The sequence below is a fragment of the Methanothermobacter tenebrarum genome, assembly GCF_023167465.1.
Classification (GTDB): Archaea; Methanobacteriota; Methanobacteria; order Methanobacteriales; family DSM-23052; genus Methanothermobacter_A; species Methanothermobacter_A tenebrarum.
Genome location: NZ_AP025698.1, coordinates 986,817 through 1,003,596, shown reverse-complemented (window position 1 = coordinate 1,003,596; position 16,780 = coordinate 986,817). Strand labels below are relative to the sequence as shown.

The 16,780-nt window shown below is 42.7% G+C and carries 20 protein-coding genes and 1 pseudogene; 14 read left to right on the top strand and 7 right to left on the bottom strand.

Going from position 1 to position 16,780, the window contains the following annotated elements; genetic code table 11:
- Nucleotides 1-33: 33 nt before the first annotated feature.
- Both MTTB_RS05555 and MTTB_RS05550 read right to left on the bottom strand, forming a co-directional pair.
- Complete coding sequence (locus MTTB_RS05555) at nucleotides 34-1,896, bottom strand: glutamate synthase-related protein (RefSeq protein WP_248564040.1); 1,863 nt, start codon at nucleotides 1,894-1,896, stop codon at nucleotides 34-36.
- A gap of 15 nt (nucleotides 1,897-1,911) precedes the next feature.
- The gene (locus MTTB_RS05550; protein ID WP_248564039.1) at nucleotides 1,912-2,577 is read right to left on the bottom strand and encodes a GltB/FmdC/FwdC-like GXGXG domain-containing protein; all 666 of its coding nucleotides are present in this window, start codon (nucleotides 2,575-2,577) and stop codon (nucleotides 1,912-1,914) included.
- A gap of 155 nt (nucleotides 2,578-2,732) precedes the next feature.
- On the opposite strand from MTTB_RS05550, the gene MTTB_RS05545 reads away from it, so the two are divergent.
- On the top strand, nucleotides 2,733-3,281 hold the full coding sequence (locus tag MTTB_RS05545; protein ID WP_248564038.1) for an ArsR family transcriptional regulator: 549 nt from the start codon (nucleotides 2,733-2,735) through the stop codon (nucleotides 3,279-3,281).
- Nucleotides 3,282-3,283: 2 nt separating this feature from the next.
- Here MTTB_RS05545 and MTTB_RS05540 read toward each other — a convergent pair whose 3' ends face one another.
- Nucleotides 3,284-3,505, bottom strand: a complete 222-nt coding sequence (locus MTTB_RS05540; protein WP_248564037.1) for a hypothetical protein — start codon at nucleotides 3,503-3,505, stop codon at nucleotides 3,284-3,286.
- Nucleotides 3,506-3,647: 142 nt separating this feature from the next.
- Between MTTB_RS05540 and MTTB_RS05535 the strand changes: the two genes are divergently transcribed.
- A complete protein-coding gene (locus tag MTTB_RS05535; RefSeq protein WP_248564036.1) occupies nucleotides 3,648-4,001 on the top strand; it encodes a hypothetical protein in 354 nt (117 codons plus the stop codon).
- Here MTTB_RS05535 and MTTB_RS05530 read toward each other — a convergent pair.
- From MTTB_RS05530 to hisG, 3 genes are all read right to left on the bottom strand, one after another.
- Nucleotides 3,998-5,122 carry a TIGR04083 family peptide-modifying radical SAM enzyme gene (locus tag MTTB_RS05530; RefSeq protein ID WP_428343359.1) on the bottom strand — a complete coding sequence of 375 codons (1,125 nt, stop codon included), beginning with the start codon at nucleotides 5,120-5,122 and terminating at the stop codon, nucleotides 3,998-4,000. The two genes, MTTB_RS05535 and MTTB_RS05530, sit on opposite strands and share 4 nt — an antisense overlap.
- Nucleotides 5,123-5,134: 12 nt before the next feature.
- Nucleotides 5,135-5,287 carry a TIGR04165 family Cys-rich peptide gene (locus MTTB_RS05525; protein ID WP_248564035.1) on the bottom strand — a complete coding sequence of 51 codons (153 nt, stop codon included), beginning with the start codon at nucleotides 5,285-5,287 and terminating at the stop codon, nucleotides 5,135-5,137.
- A 70-nt stretch (nucleotides 5,288-5,357) separates the two neighbouring features.
- Nucleotides 5,358-6,341 (bottom strand): ATP phosphoribosyltransferase, encoded by a 984-nt coding sequence (gene hisG / locus MTTB_RS05520; protein ID WP_248564034.1) that lies wholly within the window; start codon nucleotides 6,339-6,341, stop codon nucleotides 5,358-5,360.
- Nucleotides 6,342-6,406: 65 nt separating this feature from the next.
- Here hisG and MTTB_RS08370 point away from each other — a divergent pair.
- From MTTB_RS08370 to MTTB_RS05495, 4 genes and pseudogenes are all read left to right on the top strand, one after another.
- Nucleotides 6,407-7,033: pseudogene (locus MTTB_RS08370) on the top strand (TMEM175 family protein).
- A 461-nt stretch (nucleotides 7,034-7,494) separates the two neighbouring features.
- Nucleotides 7,495-8,382 carry a CBS domain-containing protein gene (locus MTTB_RS05505; protein ID WP_248564033.1) on the top strand — a complete coding sequence of 296 codons (888 nt, stop codon included), beginning with the start codon at nucleotides 7,495-7,497 and terminating at the stop codon, nucleotides 8,380-8,382.
- A 10-nt stretch (nucleotides 8,383-8,392) separates the two neighbouring features.
- Nucleotides 8,393-9,283, top strand: a complete 891-nt coding sequence (locus MTTB_RS05500) for a deoxyhypusine synthase (protein WP_248565285.1) — start codon at nucleotides 8,393-8,395, stop codon at nucleotides 9,281-9,283.
- A gap of 68 nt (nucleotides 9,284-9,351) precedes the next feature.
- Nucleotides 9,352-9,852: a hypothetical protein gene (locus tag MTTB_RS05495; protein ID WP_248564032.1), complete on the top strand. Its 501-nt coding sequence runs from the start codon at nucleotides 9,352-9,354 to the stop codon at nucleotides 9,850-9,852.
- Here the strand turns inward: MTTB_RS05495 and pyrF are convergent.
- Nucleotides 9,812-10,480 carry an orotidine-5'-phosphate decarboxylase gene (gene pyrF, locus MTTB_RS05490; RefSeq protein WP_248564031.1) on the bottom strand — a complete coding sequence of 223 codons (669 nt, stop codon included), beginning with the start codon at nucleotides 10,478-10,480 and terminating at the stop codon, nucleotides 9,812-9,814. The two genes, MTTB_RS05495 and pyrF, sit on opposite strands and share 41 nt — an antisense overlap.
- A gap of 156 nt (nucleotides 10,481-10,636) precedes the next feature.
- Between pyrF and MTTB_RS05485 the strand changes: the two genes are divergently transcribed.
- The 8 genes from MTTB_RS05485 to ribC all read left to right on the top strand — a co-directional run bounded on the left by MTTB_RS05485 (nucleotide 10,637) and on the right by ribC (nucleotide 16,745).
- Entirely contained in the window at nucleotides 10,637-11,656 is a 1,020-nt protein-coding gene (locus MTTB_RS05485; RefSeq protein ID WP_248564030.1) for a hypothetical protein, read from the top strand.
- 443 nt (nucleotides 11,657-12,099) lie between these two features.
- Nucleotides 12,100-12,651: a YIP1 family protein gene (locus tag MTTB_RS05480; RefSeq protein WP_248564029.1), complete on the top strand. Its 552-nt coding sequence runs from the start codon at nucleotides 12,100-12,102 to the stop codon at nucleotides 12,649-12,651.
- The gene (locus MTTB_RS05475) at nucleotides 12,648-13,478 is read left to right on the top strand and encodes a hypothetical protein (protein WP_248564028.1); all 831 of its coding nucleotides are present in this window, start codon (nucleotides 12,648-12,650) and stop codon (nucleotides 13,476-13,478) included. Before MTTB_RS05480 ends, MTTB_RS05475 begins: the two co-directional genes overlap by 4 nt.
- Before the next feature lie 137 nt (nucleotides 13,479-13,615).
- Entirely contained in the window at nucleotides 13,616-14,290 is a 675-nt protein-coding gene (gene cbiM / locus MTTB_RS05470) for a cobalt ECF transporter S component CbiM (RefSeq protein ID WP_248564027.1), read from the top strand.
- Between the two features lie 5 nt (nucleotides 14,291-14,295).
- A complete protein-coding gene (locus tag MTTB_RS05465; RefSeq protein WP_248564026.1) occupies nucleotides 14,296-14,580 on the top strand; it encodes an energy-coupling factor ABC transporter substrate-binding protein in 285 nt (94 codons plus the stop codon).
- Between the two features lie 14 nt (nucleotides 14,581-14,594).
- On the top strand, nucleotides 14,595-15,362 hold the full coding sequence (gene cbiQ / locus MTTB_RS05460; RefSeq protein WP_248564025.1) for a cobalt ECF transporter T component CbiQ: 768 nt from the start codon (nucleotides 14,595-14,597) through the stop codon (nucleotides 15,360-15,362).
- A gap of 55 nt (nucleotides 15,363-15,417) precedes the next feature.
- Nucleotides 15,418-16,287 carry an ATP-binding cassette domain-containing protein gene (locus MTTB_RS05455; protein WP_248564024.1) on the top strand — a complete coding sequence of 290 codons (870 nt, stop codon included), beginning with the start codon at nucleotides 15,418-15,420 and terminating at the stop codon, nucleotides 16,285-16,287.
- Nucleotides 16,284-16,745: a riboflavin synthase gene (ribC, locus tag MTTB_RS05450; protein WP_248564023.1), complete on the top strand. Its 462-nt coding sequence runs from the start codon at nucleotides 16,284-16,286 to the stop codon at nucleotides 16,743-16,745. Before MTTB_RS05455 ends, ribC begins: the two co-directional genes overlap by 4 nt.
- Nucleotides 16,746-16,780 lie beyond the last annotated feature (35 nt).

The window sequence follows — 16,780 nt, the reverse complement described above, 5'->3', positions numbered from 1 at the left end:
AGTAAGAGGATGGTCCTTTATGCCCTTTGGGTTTTATTCGTTTATTAGTTTTAGTCCGGTTATTGCTGCTGTGTTCGTGTCTAGGGCGCGTAGGTCGTCTGGGTTGAATTGTCTTATGTCGTCATGTCCTGCGAGTTGGGCTAGCATTTTGGTTTCTTCTGTCATGGCCTTTATGTAATTTGCGACTTTTCTTGCTGCTATGTCGACGTCTAATCTTTTTCTCAGTTCTGGGTCTTGGGTTGCAACACCAACTGGACATTTTCCTGTGTAGCACATTCTGCAGGCTCGGCATCCCATTGCTATCATTGCACCTGTTCCAATATATACTGCGTCTGCCCCCATCGCCATTGCCTTGGCAACGTCTGCACCACTTCTTATGCCGCCGGTTATTATTAGGTCTATTTCATCCTTTAGGCCCATGTCTTTGAGGCTGTTCACTGCCTGCACCAGTGCTGAGAGTGTTGGTATACCTGTATGTTCTATCACAACCTCTGGGGCCGCTCCGGTTCCGCCTTCCATACCATCCACGGCTATTATATCGGCTCCGGCTTCTGCTGCTATCCTAACATCCTCGTATACTCTTCCTGGTCCGAATTTTACTATGATGGGCACTTTCCAGTCTGTGACTTCTCTGAGTAGTTCTATGTGTTTTGCCAGGTCTTTTTTGTCTGTTGCGTCGAGAAATCTTGCAGGGCTTAGGGCGTCTGTACCTTCGGGTATGCCCCTGATTTTGGCGACTTCTGGGCTTACTTTTTCGGCTAGTAGGTGTCCTCCCATTCCTGGTTTGGCTCCTTGGCCTATCTTTACTTCTATTGCATCTCCAACGTTTAGGTATTCTGATGAGACTCCGAATCTTCCTGATGAGTATTGTACTATGAGTTTGTCTGCTAGTTCTCTTTCTTCTGGTAGCATGCCGCCTTCGCCTGTGTTGGCGCAGGATCCTACCATCGTTGAGCCTTTAGCCAGTGCCAGTTTGCTTTCTCTGCTGAGTGCTCCGAATGACATTCCTGCTATGAGTACTGGCGTTTGGAGTGTGAGGGGTTCTTCTGCGTATCTTGTCCCGAGGGTTACTTGGGTGTTACAGGGTTCTCTGTATTTGTCTACTGGTGCTATTGATGCTTGTGCGGGTACTATTAGTATGTCGTCGAAGTTTGGCAGTCTCCTTTCGGTTCCGAAACCCCTCAGGACGTATTTACCGGCTTTGGATGTGTATCTTATGTTTGCTATTGTCCTTGGGTCCCATATGCTCCCAGCGCCGCTTGGTAATAGTACTGGGCAGGCTGCTAGGCATGACCCACACATTATACATTTTTTTCTGTCTATTTCTGGGTGGTTGTCCACGACTTTTATGGCGTCTACTGGGCATACCATTTCGCAGGTTCCGCAGAATACGCAGAGTCCTTGGGTGGCTGCTGCGAGGTCTGATGATGGTGATGATGGTGTTAGTGAACTTGATGATGTTGCAGCTTTTAATTCGAATCCCTTTTGTATGTCGCTTACAACTTCTCTCACGTCGACTGCTTCTAGGCATTTTTTTTCGCATGCTGCTACGCATGCTGGTGTGTCACCTGGTTTTTCTATGCAACTTTGGTCGCATTTTATCATACCGTCTTTTGAGTATGTTATGGCGCCTATTGGACACATTAGCATGCAGAGTTTGCAGCCTATGCATGCTTCTTGTTCTATTTTAACTATCCCGTGTTCTTTTCTTATGGCGTCTCTGAAGCATCCTCTTGCACAGGCTGGGTCGACGCATTGTTGGCATACGATGGCGTGGTAGCCGTCTTCCAGTTCATTTAAAAAGATTGAAGCGTGGCCTGTGATTTTTTCGCATGCTTCTATACATTCGTTGCATCCGTCACATTTTTCGGGGTCTGTTAGGAGTATTTGAACCATTTAGATCACCTTTTTTTAGCCGTAGAATGGGCGGAGTTTTTTGTGGTGTATTTTTTTGAATTCTTCTACTTGGGCTTCTATTCCATAGTTATAGAATAATTTTGAGAGTTTTAGTGTGTCTTCTTTTTCTAGTTGGCTTACCTTGGCGTTGGTTCCTGTTTCGAAGTCTCCTGCGATGTAGATGTTGCCTCCGATTATCCAGTCTCCTGTGTCTTTTCCAGCGTCTCCTGTTACTATTATGTCACCGCTTAGCATGTATAATCCTGCGAGGTCTTTTATGTCTCCGTCTATGATTATTGTTCCTCCTTTGTTTAGTTGTCCGACGCCGTTTCCCGCGTCTCCGTGTACTACTATTGTGCCGTTGTATGTTCCGAATCCGACGCCGTCTTTGGCTGATCCTTCAACTATTATTTCGCCTGATGTCATGTTGTCTCCTATGTATCTTCCTGTGTTTCCGATGATTTTTATATGGGCTCCGTCGTTGAGCGCTCCTATGAAGTCGCCGAATTCTCCTTTTAGTATGAATTCTGCTTCTTCTCGGATTCCCACGACGAGTGAGTCGAGCTTTTTGTCGTTTTCTATTATGAATTTTTTTGTGTTGTCTTTTAGGCCTTCTTTTATCATTTTGTTGATTTTCCGGGTGGATAGGTCATCTCCTGAGATTACTAATTCCTTTTTCATGTTATCCCCTTGGGAGTTTGTTGTGTGAAGTCTAATAATTTGGTTTTTTGTGGGGTTTATTTAAACCTTCCCATCCATTAGAATCATACCATGGATGAGTCAATACTTATATTAGATTGATATGATCATATATGAGATCATTGGAGGGTGATTATATGAAGACTCTTGTTACAAATTTAAGGGGCCGATGCCTCTTTGATGTTACAATGAAAAATAAGATAGATGGCCTGATATTAGTCCAGAGTGAAAAATTTGATGATTTATCCCTTGAAAAATTCGTTAAGGGGGGTCTTATAAAAATAGAAACCGAGGACCCACTCAAGGCATGTTATAAGATATCCGAGATCATAAGAGGGGCTAAAAAGCATGGTGAAGTCTATGTAGCCTATAATGGTGACGATTTGGGGGGTCTTTTAGCATTCGCAGCCTTTAAAGAGGGTGTTGACGCTATCTTCACATGTTTCAGGGAAACATCAGTCAGATTACCCCTACCCAGGCTTGATATTTCAGATTCGAAACTCAAAATCTTGGAGGTTTTAGAGGATGAAAATTTAACAGCTGTAGAAATCGCAGAAAGGGTTGGGGTATCAAGGGCCATGGTCTATAAGCATCTGAGCGACCTTATAGAGATGGGACTTGTGAAGCAGTCCCATCTCCTGGAAAAATATTCTATTACAAAAGCGGGAAGGTTCGTTATAATATAAGTTTATTCCATTGGGTATCCTATCCTTAGTCGGTAGGATGCCCTTTCGCTGACCAGGACTGTGCCTGGTATGAAAAAATCTTTAAATTCTTCTACTTTTTTTCTCATGCAGGGTTTGAGGTCTATCTTTTTTGTATAGGATGCGCATTCGTCCTCTTCTATTATACCTTTTTTTACTAGTTCGATGTATCTCATCTTTATGGTTTCATCATCTAACACGCCCATGCTATCACCACGAATTTCAATTGATAGAAACCTATATATATCTTTTGTGTATTAAATCCATGATAACCTATAAGTATTTATACTATAAGATCCAAGATTATAAACAATGTTCAAGAAAGTTGTTGTGGGTGGGGATAAAAAAATGAAGAAAAGAGACCATGAGAAAATAAAGAGAACAATCACCGAACATTTAAAAAGAGAAGGCTACACTGTAAAATGCAATGAAAAACACATACCCAAAATCCAAGGATTCAAACCAAACATCTACGCGGTTAAAAGCTTCAAGGACATAATCATAGAAATCACTAAAGGTCAGAAAAGGTTATCACAGAACATGAGAAAATGGAGAAGATTCGGATTCAACAACAACGGCACAAGATTCTGGATAGTCACAACCCCAGACCTTGTGGAGACGATAAAACTACAACTAGAAGTCTTCAACATACCAGCAGAAATATACTACTGCAACGGGAACAAACTAAAAAAAGCAGATTAAAGCTCTTTCAACATCAAATCGATAATCCTAGCCTTCCTATCCCCACCTTCAATCCCATGGACCATGAAATCCCTGTTAACCCTCCTTTTCATCTCACCAAATATCATCTTATAGGCTTCGCACTGATGATCCACACCATCAAGCTCCATCCTACCATCAACAATATTTATGGCATTGTATGGACACCCACCAAGGCAAAAACGATAATAATCACAGGATGAACACTCCTCATCCACGAGCCTTCTCCAATCCCTAAGCCTCCTCAAAGCTTCGGACTCCTCAAGATCATCCATACTCGGCTTATCCTCCACATTACCCATAACATAATCCTTTATCTCCACAAAACGATAACAGGGGTATATATCACCATGGGGATCCACAGCAAAGGTATTACCAACACAATCTGCGAGGGTGCATACAACACCCCGCCTCATAAACATGCTCTTGGCAAAATGGTCAAGATTCTTTATCTCAATCTCGCCAAAATGGGACAAATACTCATCAAGAAGATAAACAAGGAGCTCACCATACTCCCTAGCACTTATACTCCACTCTCTAGGATCCTCACTCTTAAGAGACGGTAAGGCCGGGTGCAATTTAAGATTCAGACCATTCTCCAAAAAGAACTTGAAAACCTCCTCCTTAAAATTTATGGAATAGGAGGTGAAAGTACTAATAAAGCTCACATTCAGACCATGTCTCCTGGCAACCTCGTACCCGCGCATGGTCTTCTTAAAATATCCCTCACCTCTCTGAAAATCATTTATCTGTTCTGGCCCATCTAAACTGGAGCCGATGGGTATATTATACTTGGCGAAGAGCTTAGCCAACCTATCATCCATTAACCAAAGGTTTGTCTGTATTGCGAAGGCAGGATTCAACATGGCTAATTCCCCGCTCAGTAGGGAGAGGGCCTCCTTGTAGAACTCGTAACCTGCCAGTAGGGGTTCGCCTCCATGGAATGTGAAGGTCACTGGCTCCATCCTGAAACCCTTAAGCCAGGAGACGATCTTCTTTATAATGTCTATGCTCATTATGGTGGAGTCCCGTTCAACACCCCAACAATAACTACAATTTGATGGACAATTCATAGTAGGGATTATCATAACATGAAAAGCCAAGGAATAACCCTCCTATTCCCCTTTTTGGAATACGTACCCGCATTTTTCGCATACAATCTCCCTGAGGGTGGCGAAGGCCTTATGTTCGTCTACTATCTTCCTTTTAACTATCTTATCCTTGGAACCGCAACGTGGACATTCTTTAAACAAGTCTTCAAATTTCATTTTTTTATCCTCTCTCCAAATTTTAAACATTTGTAAATTATAAAAGTTTCCACTCCCCCATGGATTATTGTTATTCCACGTATTGTTTGACTTTCTCCCTTACTATGGATGATGCTCCAAGGCTTTTAATGCCGCTTAGCATCTCTGGGAATTTATTTTTTGGTATTAGGACGTTTACCTGTGAGAATTTCATACCCTTTACTATTGTCGGCTCTTGTGAACAATATCTTCTGGAGATTAGGAATTCTTTAACATCTTCTAGTTTTTCATTCTTTATATTGAATTTAACGTCAAAGTAATCTCGGGCTTTTATAGCCCCGAATAATTGCTGATATATCATCTTAGCCTTCTCCAACTTTTCTCCTTTGCAGGTTGGCCCGGCGTATAATCCTGCGCTGGATTCCATTATGGTGTCGATAATTTTTAGGCCGGCTTTCCTTAGGCTGGTGCCGGTCTGTGTATTATCCACTATAAGGTCGGCGCCCTTTGCAATATATACTTCGGTGGCTCCATCTGAGTTTATTATCTGGACCATTTCATTATCACCATCCCTAAGACCCCTTATCTGGACCATTGGAGTGCTTTCACCGAATATTTCCTTGTAACCGGGGTTTTTCATGAAGAATTCCCTTGTGATGTTGGGGTATTCTGTGAAGCATAATATTGGGGTTTCACGATCCCTATTGGCTAGGAAAAACTCTTGTAGGGAATTATACGGTTTTTCTTTGGGCACTGCAACTATTAGGCGTGTTTGACCGTACTCTAGGCTGCCTATCTTCTTTATCATATTATTGTTGTTTATGGATTCTTCACGCACCCAGTCGTCGCCTATTATCGCAATATCTAACATGCCCCTGTTTAATTCTACTGGGGCGCTCTGCGGTCTTGTAAGATAAGCTTTTATCTCAGGATCGTTGAGTATCCTGATCTCGTTTTCTTCTTTTCCGGGTTCATAGCCTCTGATCTCGTATCCGGCATCTACAAATACCTGGTAGGTGTTCCCGCGATTAACATTATTCAGGCTACCCTTTGGCAAACCTAGGATAATCTTCATGGTTTATCATCCCCCTCTAGTTTCTTTTAAGAATTTCTATCATCCTATGGAAATACTAATATTATATGATGTGGAGATTTTATTCAATGTCTAATTTGTGGATGAGGACTGGTCGTATTGAAACACTTGTGGATGGTATATTCGCTATTTCAATGACACTTCTCGTATTAACATTGGATGTTCCAAGAATTTCCAATTCTTTAACTGAAGCAGCATTCTAACAACAACTTGGAGTGTTATGGCCCCAGTTTTTTTGCTATTTTTTCTCCTTCTGGATACTGGGTGGCTTGTGGCGTGTTAATCATCAGCAGTTCAATTTTATCAAACGCACAAACCCTACCCTGATAACTATAAATATTTTCTCCTTGATCTTTATAGCTATGATACCATTCTCCACTGAAATGGTCTCAGAATATGGTGCCAGTTACTTCACAGCTAATATAATATTCCAGGTTAATCAACTATTGGTAGGAACCCTATCTTATATTAACTGGGATTATTCCGTTAAAAAAGGTCTGGTAGATGATGTTGATGCGAGGAGGATAAAATTTATAAGGGCCAATAGTCTCATCTTACCAACATGCTCTATCATGGCGATGAGCTTATCCCCTTATTTATATGCTTGGAGTAATCTGATATTTTTCACCATCCCGGTCTTTAAGAGATTGTTAGAAAAAAGGTATATTTTCTAGGGTGATGATTAAACTTCTGAGGGGGCATGTTTCAGAACCCAGCCTATAGATTCATAATATTCTGGGGGGGTCTCAGCCAGGGTGGTTTCATAATTCTCCACTTAACCTCCTATTGGCAGGATACTTGTTTTGTCCTCTGATGTTAGGTATCCCATCAGTTCCTTTTTTTTAGCCTTCTCCTTTTAGGAGCTTTTTTGGATGGGGCTTCTTCAAGGGTTTATCTCCCACTTTGGCGATTCCAAACTACCCTAGGATATGAAAGTGTGAACCCCCCGGTAGAAGAGGTCACTTGGGGGGTTTTCCTCTGTCATGAAATGGGGAGTCTCCCCATATCGGTGGTGTAATTTTTGTCAAAAAATTTTAGATGCTGGATGATCTCCGATAAAAATATTGGGGACAAGTTAATATTAAAAAACAATTATAATTATTGTTCATAATAGATATGATTTTAGGTGTTATAGATGTTAACGGCTGTCCAGAAAGAGATACTGCAAACGCTCATCAACCTTTACAAAAAAGCTGATGGAAAATCTATCAAGGGCGAGGAGATAGCGGCGATAATGAACAGGAACCCGGGGACTATAAGGAACCAGATGCAGGCACTGAGGAGCCTGGGCCTTGTGAAGGGGGTTCCAGGGCCCAGGGGCGGGTACAAGCCGACAATAAAAGCATTCCAATACCTTGAGATATCACCCATGGAGATGAAAGCCCAGGTCCCCATCTACAAGAACGGGGAAAAACTTGAAGACCTTTCAGTTTCAAAGATAGAATTCACAAGCATACCACACCCAGGAGAATGTGAAGCAGCCATAAAGGTAGTTGGCAGCATAAAAAATCTTGATCTGGGAGACAGGATAAGGGTGGGGCCAACCCCGGTGAACAAGCTCGTGGTGGATGGTATCATAGTGGGTAGAGATGATATGGATAACATGATATTGCTAGACACGACTGGTATCAGGAGCATACCACAGAAGACGGTGATGGAAGTGGCAACCCAGGATCTGGTGACAATAAAACCAGAAATGACACTTAAAGAAGTGGCGAGGATACTGTCAGAGAAAAACATTGAGGGCGCCCCAGTAACGGAAGACGACAAGATAGTGGGGATGCTGACACTCAGCGACATAAACAGGGCAATAGCAGAAGGCAAGGACCAATGTAAAGTCGCTGATATCATGTCAACCAGCATAGTAACAGTTGACAAGACAGTTATGATATCAGATGCGATAGAGATAATGAACAAACACAACATAGGCCGCCTAATCCTAGTAGATTCTAAAAAGAGGCCCATAGGGATCGTGACACGCACAGACATACTAGATGCGATCTCAGGACTCAAAAACAGGTAGGAAAATGACCATGAGAGTCCAACACATGACAATAAAGGGTGAAATGAAAGTCAAAGAACTAATAGATGAAATGGGCCGGGCGGGAGTCCTTGGAGCTGGGAGAGTATACAAGGCCACCAGACTGTTATCTGAAATGTTCCAAGACAATAAAATGAACATCTTCCTTAGCATGGCAGGACCCCTTGTAGCTGGTGGCATGCGAAGGATCATATCAGACCTTCTAAGGGAGGGTAGAATCCAAGCCCTTATCACAAGTGGGGCTAACTTAACCCATGACCTACTGGAGGCATTCGGTGGCGGACACTACCACAACCTCCAACCCGGCGAGGCAAAAGTGGGCCATATCAAGGACATTTACACAAAAACGGAAGACTTCGAAGTTTTCGAGGAGAGAATATCAAAGATCCTAGAATCGATAACTTCCACTAGGCAGGTTTTTTCCATAAGAGAATTTATCCATGAGATAGGAAAACACATCCAGGATGAAAATTCCATAATAAAAAATGCAACTGATAATAACATACCAATCTATGCCCCTGGGATAATCGATAGTATGATAGGACTCCAACTTTGGATGTTCACCCAGGAAAACCAGTTATGCCTTGACGCGGTAGCTGATATGCACCATCTGTCAGATCTGGTATTCGAATCCGAGAGGATAGGTGCCATAATATTAGGTGGTGGTGTGCCTAAACATTATACTCTGGCATCAACCATACTCAGAGGGGGAGTTGATGCGGCTATCCAGATAATCATGGACAGGAGCGAGGCGGGAAGCCTTAGCGGAGCCCCATTAGAAGAGGCTAGAACATGGGCAAAAGCGCAGACAGACTCTAAACTAGTGACTGTTATAGGTGATGCTACAATATTATTCCCACTGATACTGGCAGGCGCACTTTAGCCCTTACACAAAGAGAGAAGGAAATGGGTATGATAGAACCGCTTTTATATTTTTCTTCTGGTTTTCTTATGAAGCTTGCTGACGATCTTGCCGATGACACCACAACTAGGATAGCTGGGGCCATCACAGGGATCCTCTGCGGCGCCTTCGTCGGATTACTCGTCACTATAAGCTCTGACGCCCCATATATATTCTTTGGGGTATTTATAGGCACCCTATTAGCTGGTAAAATCGATAACTTAAACCACTTCCTTGCAGGGGCCCTCTTCCTCCTAGTAGCCCTCATGGGGGGGTTACCAGTCCTTGAACCGGTGACTTTGCTTGTGTGCGTCCTCGGGGCCTTCTTGGACGAGTTTGGACATGACCGGCTACAAGGTGGGGGTTATCTTTCCATGATATTTGAGTATCGTTTAATCCTTAAAATGGGAATATTAGCCCTTGTAATAGTCCCATACTTTATAGTGTGGATACATGGGATAGGATGGTGTTCCTTCATATTCTTCTTGTTATTTGAATTATCCTATGAGTTCACGGGCCGGTTTGATGAACATCTCCTAGGATCTTTATAAGTTCCTCTATTGTCTTTCTCGGATTTTTTGAAAGGTAGATCGTCCTCCCGACTATGATGGCATTTGCAAATTTTAGTGTTTCAGTGGCTTCACCACCCTGGAATCCCACACCAGGGGATATGATGAACGCCCCTTCACCTACTATGCGCCTTATCCCCATGAGACTTTCAGGTTTCGTGGCTGGGGCCACATAATTTTCCACTCCTAGTTGTACTCCGAGTCTTGCCATTTCCTCTGATACCCTGCCTATGAACTTTCCGGATCCTGGATGTGACATGTCCACGAGTAGGAATATTTCCCCCCCTTTTTTGTTGGCGGCGTCCATGCAAGCTTTTATACTGTCGGGGCCTGTGAAACCATGTACTATGATGGCATCTGCACCATGCTCAAATGTTATGTTACAGATTTTCTCGTTTGTCTCGGGTATGTCAGCAACTTTAAAGTCTGCTATGACCTTGCATTGTAATTCTTCTTTGAATTCTTGTATGCATCCCATCCCCGCGGAGAGTACAAGCGGATAACCTATCTTAACCGTGTCTATATAATCTATTACCTGGCCTGTTACCCTGAGAGCCTCTGAGGGGTCTGTTAAATCCATTGCTAAAATTATATTATTTTTTATCTTCATAATAGTAGAATATAATAGCATATCATATTTATCTTCAAGGGAAGATAATATCCTAATAGACTGGAAGATTCTCTTCTTTTTTTGACGAAGGGTTCAAAAACCCTAGATTTGGGGGGCTGTTCATAGGATACTATCCCCATGTGGAGGTGTCCTCCTATGAAGAGTCTCGGTATGATATTCAAGGAGTTGTTAAGGAGTGAAGGTATAGATAAGATTGGGAGTCTTCATAGGCTGGGAGGGGATGATCCATTCCAGGAGATGGCTATTTCAATCTTGGATGGGAAAGGGGTGATAGTAAGATTAGAAGATCCTGTGAAACCAGCCTGGAGCTTAGATGGCGAGCTTGTAGGATCCAGCCAGTTCGCTTATTCACAAGGTGACCATGAGGATATTCTGGTAGGGATAGAAGAAATCAAAGGCGAACTTTCAAAATATGAACACCCTTATTTTATAATAGACTTAATGTATTGGGACCGGCACACACCTAAGGAGAAAAGAAAGCTTGCTCTCCAATTAAACCAATCCTATGGGCTTATAAGGGATTATCTATGGGGTGAAAGACTGGTGCTCACATGGCTTAACAAGAGAGCGGAATCTTCCATGCACTTCCCACTCCAGAGGATAACAGGCTTCAGGGGCCCCACGCATAAATTTTTGGCTGAAAATGGGATTATAGAGGCGACACTCCTAGACCTATGGGCAGAGGAGGATATAAGACCTGAGGAGCTCACTTCAAGGGCTTTCATAATAGGGGGTATAGTTGATAAAACAGGTGACAAAAAAGGCGCCACCCCCAGGATAGGTGAAAAACTCCAGGAAAATGGGATAAGAGTCAAAAGGAGGAGAATATCACTGAGGGGGGATACGGTAGGAGTCCCGGATAGGATAAACCTAATCTTGGAGATTCTCCTTAAGATGATATTCGAGGGTAAGAATATGGAGGAGGCCGTCCTCGAAGTCCAACCATACAAGGATGCAAGATGGCGGCTCAGAAAAGAACTGCCAAAACATAAAATAAGAGTAGATAGGAGTGCTCTGATTGAAAAGGAGTTATTCCATGAGTATTCGAGATGGCTTAATATAAGATGGAAGGACTTCCAAAAGGTGGTGGATGATCTGAACCTAAAGGTTGTTGAAAAGGAAAAAATCAGAAAGAAAATCGCTGAAAGCATTTGATTTCCCTTTCTTCACTCTAATAATCTCATAATAGTAAACATTCCCGGGTTTTAACTTTATCAGCGGAGAACCCATGAGCCCAGAAAAGATTTATTTAGTGTGTGTTCAGTTTACCCTATCCTATAAGGGCTAAAGGAGCCAGTAGGATAATCAGGAGGGCACAAGCCCGGGGGATTATCATCTGATAAACCGAATATTTGAAACGGGCTGGGACATTCCCCACTAGTCCATGTTCTTGCCTCTCATCATTGAAGCAGGAAGCGACATCTGATGGGGGTGAAGGGTGGTTCATTAAAAAGGGTTATATACAACCTTTGGGAAACATTCTACCATTGTGGGGGGGTGGTACCCTGGAAAGTCTCATATAGGAAACCGGATTTTCCTCTCATAGACAGATTATCCCCCTAGAAGAGGACGTGGAGGTGTCTTTTCTGGTTAAAATTGTGGCGAATTTCTCCAGGGACCTTCTAAAGGTCTTGGTCTCCCCAGAGGAGACTTTTAAGGCTGTGAAGGATAAGGGTTTGGAAAACCAAGGCTTGTACCTTTACATTTTCATGTGCGCATTCCTTGGTTTTATGTTAGGTGGAGTGGTATCCGCGATAACTGGGGTGTGGATAGTTTTCCCAATAGCCTTTGCCGTGGTGGTCACGGTGATAGCATTATTAAAACTTATAGTATGGGCTATTATTTCACATGTTGTCGCAGTTTTCGTCTTTAAGGGAGAGGGGAGCCTTACAAATACCATTAAGCTCATGGGGTTTTCAGCAGCGCCATTCATCCTCGGGATATTCGCTCTAATGACACTAATATTGATTGGGACAATTTTCACATCAGCCATGCTCTTTGTCATAATGTATATTTGGGCTATTATAATCGGGTCAACGGCTGTAAGCATTGAGCACAGGATCGGTTTTGGGAGATCATTCTTATCGGTTCTTGGAGTACCGGCCCTTGTAATAATAGGGGTAATGATGCTCGTGGGGGTGTTCCAGTGAATTTTGAGAAATTTTTCAGCACCATAATTATCATGGTATTAGTAGTGGCGTTTTTAACTGGGGTGGTGGCGCCACTTTTCAGGCCACCGGAGGAGAAGACTATCAAGGATGCCTTCACTTTAAATGAGAGTCAAGTATCAGGCATAAAACGGGTGAATATAAATGTTGAATCTAATGTATCAGGGGTGGCTGTGAAGTTTGAGAATGGTACGGATTTTATTTATTCTATTGAAACTGAGAGAGGTCTTGAGGATGCTAAGCCCATAGTCAATTATACAGTTGAAGGCGACACTCTCAACGTTGATATGGGATTAGATGAGGGTTCTGTGAATATCCTATTGTCGAATAGGTATATCTACAATGTAACTACTCGGAGCAAGGTTGGTGGAATCACACTAGTCCTTGGAAACGATTCAAAGGTTGATAAGGTAAATTCAACGATTCAATATGCTGGTGGGGGGACGCTGCTAGTCGATAAAGCAACATTCAAGAACGTGTCGATGAATGTGAACACTGGAGGATTCTCTATAGCATTATTAAACCCAGAATTTAAAGGTAATGGTTCGATAGTTACGAATGTTACTATTGGTGGTGTAACGGTAGCTCAGATGGACCCATCATACCCTCTTAGGATTGTGGCAAATGTTGACATTGGAGGAGTCACATTTGAATCAACTAGTTTCAATGTTATAAGGAATACGACAAGTTACCTTGAAATGGAAACAGGATCCTACAAGTCTTCGGGGAACAGACTGGAGATAATATGTGGAGTTGGTCTTGGTGGTGTGAGTGTAGGCACTTTCCAGATACCAATAAAGCTGCGGTAATGTTTCCAGATTACTTATTTTATAGGCGGGGGGCTTATTTTTCTTCGGATAAGTTTGGGGGGAAAAATATTTATAGGGGATCTAACCCGAACTCTTATTCAAGTTTACTTTAAAAAAAATAAAAGATGGTGATATTCTTGCATATCATGGAAGGTTTTCTACCATGGCAATGGTGCATCCTCTGGTATGCCATATCAGTACCGGTTATCATATACGGTATAACAAGGATAAAAAAGGTCGCGGATGAACTCCCAGAATCAAAACCATTACTTGCAGTGAGCGGAGCATTCATATTCATATTATCCTCCCTTAAAATGCCATCAGTCACGGGAAGCTGCTCACACCCCACAGGAAACGGACTAGGCGCAATACTATTCGGACCATGGATAACCACGGTAATGGCGAGCATAGTACTCATATTCCAGGCTCTCCTATTAGCCCATGGAGGGTTAACAACATTAGGCGCTAACACATTCTCGATGGGTATAATAGGCCCAGTATTCGCATGGCTAACATACAGGGGGTCCATGAAACTAAACCTACCAACTTCAGTTGCAGTTTTCTTTGCAGCGTTCCTAGGTGATATCATGACCTATGTAACAACATCATTCCAGTTAGCCCTAGCATTCCCAACACCCACCTTGATGGCGGCAGCTTCAAAGTTTATGTTAATATTCGCATACACGCAAGTACCCCTCGGGATAGCTGAAGGATTACTCACAGTGGTGGTGTTCGAAAACATCCTAAAATTGAAACCAGACATCACAGAAAAACTAAACCTGCTAATTAGAAAACCGACAAGCACAGGGTGATTAAAATGGAGAAAAGGCATATTATAATGCTGATAATCGTCGCATTCATTTGCATTATACCGTTCCTACTCTATAATGGCCTGGGGGAAGAACAAGGCTACTTCGGGGGCGCGGATGATAAGGCAAGCCAAATAATAGAAGAAACCGGCTACAAACCATGGTTTGAACCCATATGGGAGCCCCCAAGTGGTGAAATAGAAAGTCTGCTCTTCGCAGTGCAAGCGACTATAGGAGCCCTCATCATAGGCTATGTATTCGGCTACTATAAAGGTAAACAGAAAACAGCCTAAAGAGTTGGGGGAGTATGAACATTTCAACAGACTTCTATGCCCACCATAATAATCTTAACAGGATACCCCCGGGGGTGAAGTTATCCTGGGGTATCCTAACAATGATATTATCGTTACTGTCACCTTCACCTATAATCCCGATTATAGTGGCCATCTTAATGTCATTTATAATTGTATTCATCGCCGGGGTACCATCACGTTATTATCTGAAATTTGTTAGCGTACCATTCGCCTTCGGGTTTTTAACATTAATATTAATGTCATTATTCTTCGGGGTTAAACCATCATCCATAGGATTCTCCTGGTTTAGAGTGTACCTGGATGGCCTGCACACGGGATTCCTGGCATTCTCGAGGATAATGGGAGGTTTCACCTGCCTGGCCTTCCTTTCACTTACAACACCCATTAACGAGATATTCAAACAATTAGAGAAGATAAAAGTACCCAGGATCATAATTGAGATAGCCCTCCTAATGTATCGGATGATATTCATTTTCCTCGAGGAGGCGTCCACCATGTACAATGCACAGGAGACAAGACTAGGCTATAATAGTATCAGAAATTCTATAAAGTCGTTGGGCTTGCTTGCAAGCAACCTATTCATAAGATCTTGGTTGCAGGGAGAAAAGGTATACCAGGCGATGGAGGCCAGATGTTATAATGGGGAAATTCCAACCATGAAAATCCATGAAACAGATAAAAAATGGATAATACTAGTAGTGGTCTTCGAGGTAACACTACTTTTCGGAGTATACTTTACAAGGACTATAAAAATTATATAAACTTTTTTAGACAATCCCCATAATAACACTATTATACAGTTTTTTGGTGTAGGATATGATACTTGAAGCAGTCAATGTCACATATGAGTATCCGGATGGGACAAGAGCCCTTAAAGGTGTCAACTTTAACGTGGAAAAGGGACAAGTAGTAGCCTTATTAGGTCCTAATGGCGCTGGAAAATCAACCCTATTTTTACACTTTAACGGGATACTCAAACCCAAAAGGGGACAAATAAGGGTGGAAGGCGAACCCATCCAGTATACCAAAGAGGGGCTTATGAAGGTAAGGCAGAAGGTTGGTATAGTATTCCAGAACCCTGACGATCAGCTGTTCGCCCCAACAGTAAAGGAGGATGTGGCATTCGGCCCATTTAACATCGGCTTGGAAGTGGAGGAGATCGAAAGAAGAGTAAAGGATTCCCTGAGGAAAGTTGGCATGTTAGGATTTGAAGATAAACCACCACATCATCTGAGTGGCGGGGAAAAAAAGAGGGTTGCAATAGCAGGTATACTAGCAATGAACCCACAGATAATGGTATTGGATGAGCCCACATCTGGCCTTGATCCGAGGGGCGCATCCCATATAATGAGATTACTCTACAAGCTCAACAAAGAGGGTATGACTATAATCATAGCAACACATGATGTTGATATGGCACCATTATATGCTGATAAAATATACATTATAAGTAATGGGGAGATAATTAAAGAGGGCACGCCCATGGAAGTATTCAAGGACGTTAAAACCATAAGAGAGGCTAATTTAAGGCTTCCAAGGATCGCTCACCTCATCGAGATACTTGAAAAGGAGGATAGACTACCCTTCCATAGACCCTACCCCCTGACTATTGGGGAAGCAAGAAAAAGGCTACTAGAAAAATGGAAGTTAATAAAGGCACCATCCCCATCCAGGGTGAGAAGATGAAACGCATAGGAATATGTGACACCACCTTCGCAAGATATGATATGGCGAAGGCTGCCATCAATGAACTAAAAATGCACGCTCCAAACCTGGAGATTATAAGGAGGACCGTCCCGGGTGTCAAGGACCTCCCAGTAGCATGCAAAAAACTCATCGAAGAAGAAGGCTGCGAGATTGTGATGGCCTTTGGGATGCCCGGACCTGAAAAAATAGATAAGATATGCGCCCATGAAGCCTCAACAGGACTCATACAAGCACAGCTCATGACGAACACTCACATAATCGAGGTTTTCGTCCACGAGGATGAGGAATCCAACCCAAAGGATCTTAAAATACTCGCGGAAAATCGCGCCCGTGAACACGCCCAGAATGTTATAAAAATGTTATTCAAACCTGAAAAACTGACCAGGGAAGCCGGTATGGGGATGAGGGAAGGCAAACCAGACGTCGGCCCACTCTAACAAGAGAAACCCATGATTGTCATCGTATGATCCTC

Excerpts from the sequence above, each read along its gene's own strand:
- MTTB_RS05505 (WP_248564033.1), top strand. The coding sequence starts at position 7,495 with ATGTTAACGGCTGTCCAGAAAGAGATACTGCAAACGCTCATCAACCTT.
- MTTB_RS05555 (WP_248564040.1), bottom strand. The coding sequence starts at position 1,896 with ATGGTTCAAATACTCCTAACAGACCCCGAAAAATGTGACGGATGCAAC.
- MTTB_RS05535 (WP_248564036.1), top strand. The coding sequence starts at position 3,648 with ATGAAGAAAAGAGACCATGAGAAAATAAAGAGAACAATCACCGAACAT.
- MTTB_RS05455 (WP_248564024.1), top strand. The coding sequence starts at position 15,418 with ATGATACTTGAAGCAGTCAATGTCACATATGAGTATCCGGATGGGACA.
- MTTB_RS05540 (WP_248564037.1), bottom strand. The coding sequence starts at position 3,505 with ATGGGCGTGTTAGATGATGAAACCATAAAGATGAGATACATCGAACTA.
- MTTB_RS05485 (WP_248564030.1), top strand. The coding sequence starts at position 10,637 with ATGAAGAGTCTCGGTATGATATTCAAGGAGTTGTTAAGGAGTGAAGGT.
- pyrF (WP_248564031.1), bottom strand. The coding sequence starts at position 10,480 with ATGAAGATAAAAAATAATATAATTTTAGCAATGGATTTAACAGACCCC.
- MTTB_RS05465 (WP_248564026.1), top strand. The coding sequence starts at position 14,296 with ATGGAGAAAAGGCATATTATAATGCTGATAATCGTCGCATTCATTTGC.
- MTTB_RS05545 (WP_248564038.1), top strand. The coding sequence starts at position 2,733 with ATGAAGACTCTTGTTACAAATTTAAGGGGCCGATGCCTCTTTGATGTT.
- MTTB_RS05500 (WP_248565285.1), top strand. The coding sequence starts at position 8,393 with ATGAGAGTCCAACACATGACAATAAAGGGTGAAATGAAAGTCAAAGAA.
- ribC (WP_248564023.1), top strand. The coding sequence starts at position 16,284 with ATGAAACGCATAGGAATATGTGACACCACCTTCGCAAGATATGATATG.
- hisG (WP_248564034.1), bottom strand. The coding sequence starts at position 6,341 with ATGAAGATTATCCTAGGTTTGCCAAAGGGTAGCCTGAATAATGTTAAT.
- MTTB_RS05550 (WP_248564039.1), bottom strand. The coding sequence starts at position 2,577 with ATGAAAAAGGAATTAGTAATCTCAGGAGATGACCTATCCACCCGGAAA.
- MTTB_RS05495 (WP_248564032.1), top strand. The coding sequence starts at position 9,352 with ATGAAGCTTGCTGACGATCTTGCCGATGACACCACAACTAGGATAGCT.
- cbiQ (WP_248564025.1), top strand. The coding sequence starts at position 14,595 with ATGAACATTTCAACAGACTTCTATGCCCACCATAATAATCTTAACAGG.
- MTTB_RS05525 (WP_248564035.1), bottom strand. The coding sequence starts at position 5,287 with ATGAAATTTGAAGACTTGTTTAAAGAATGTCCACGTTGCGGTTCCAAG.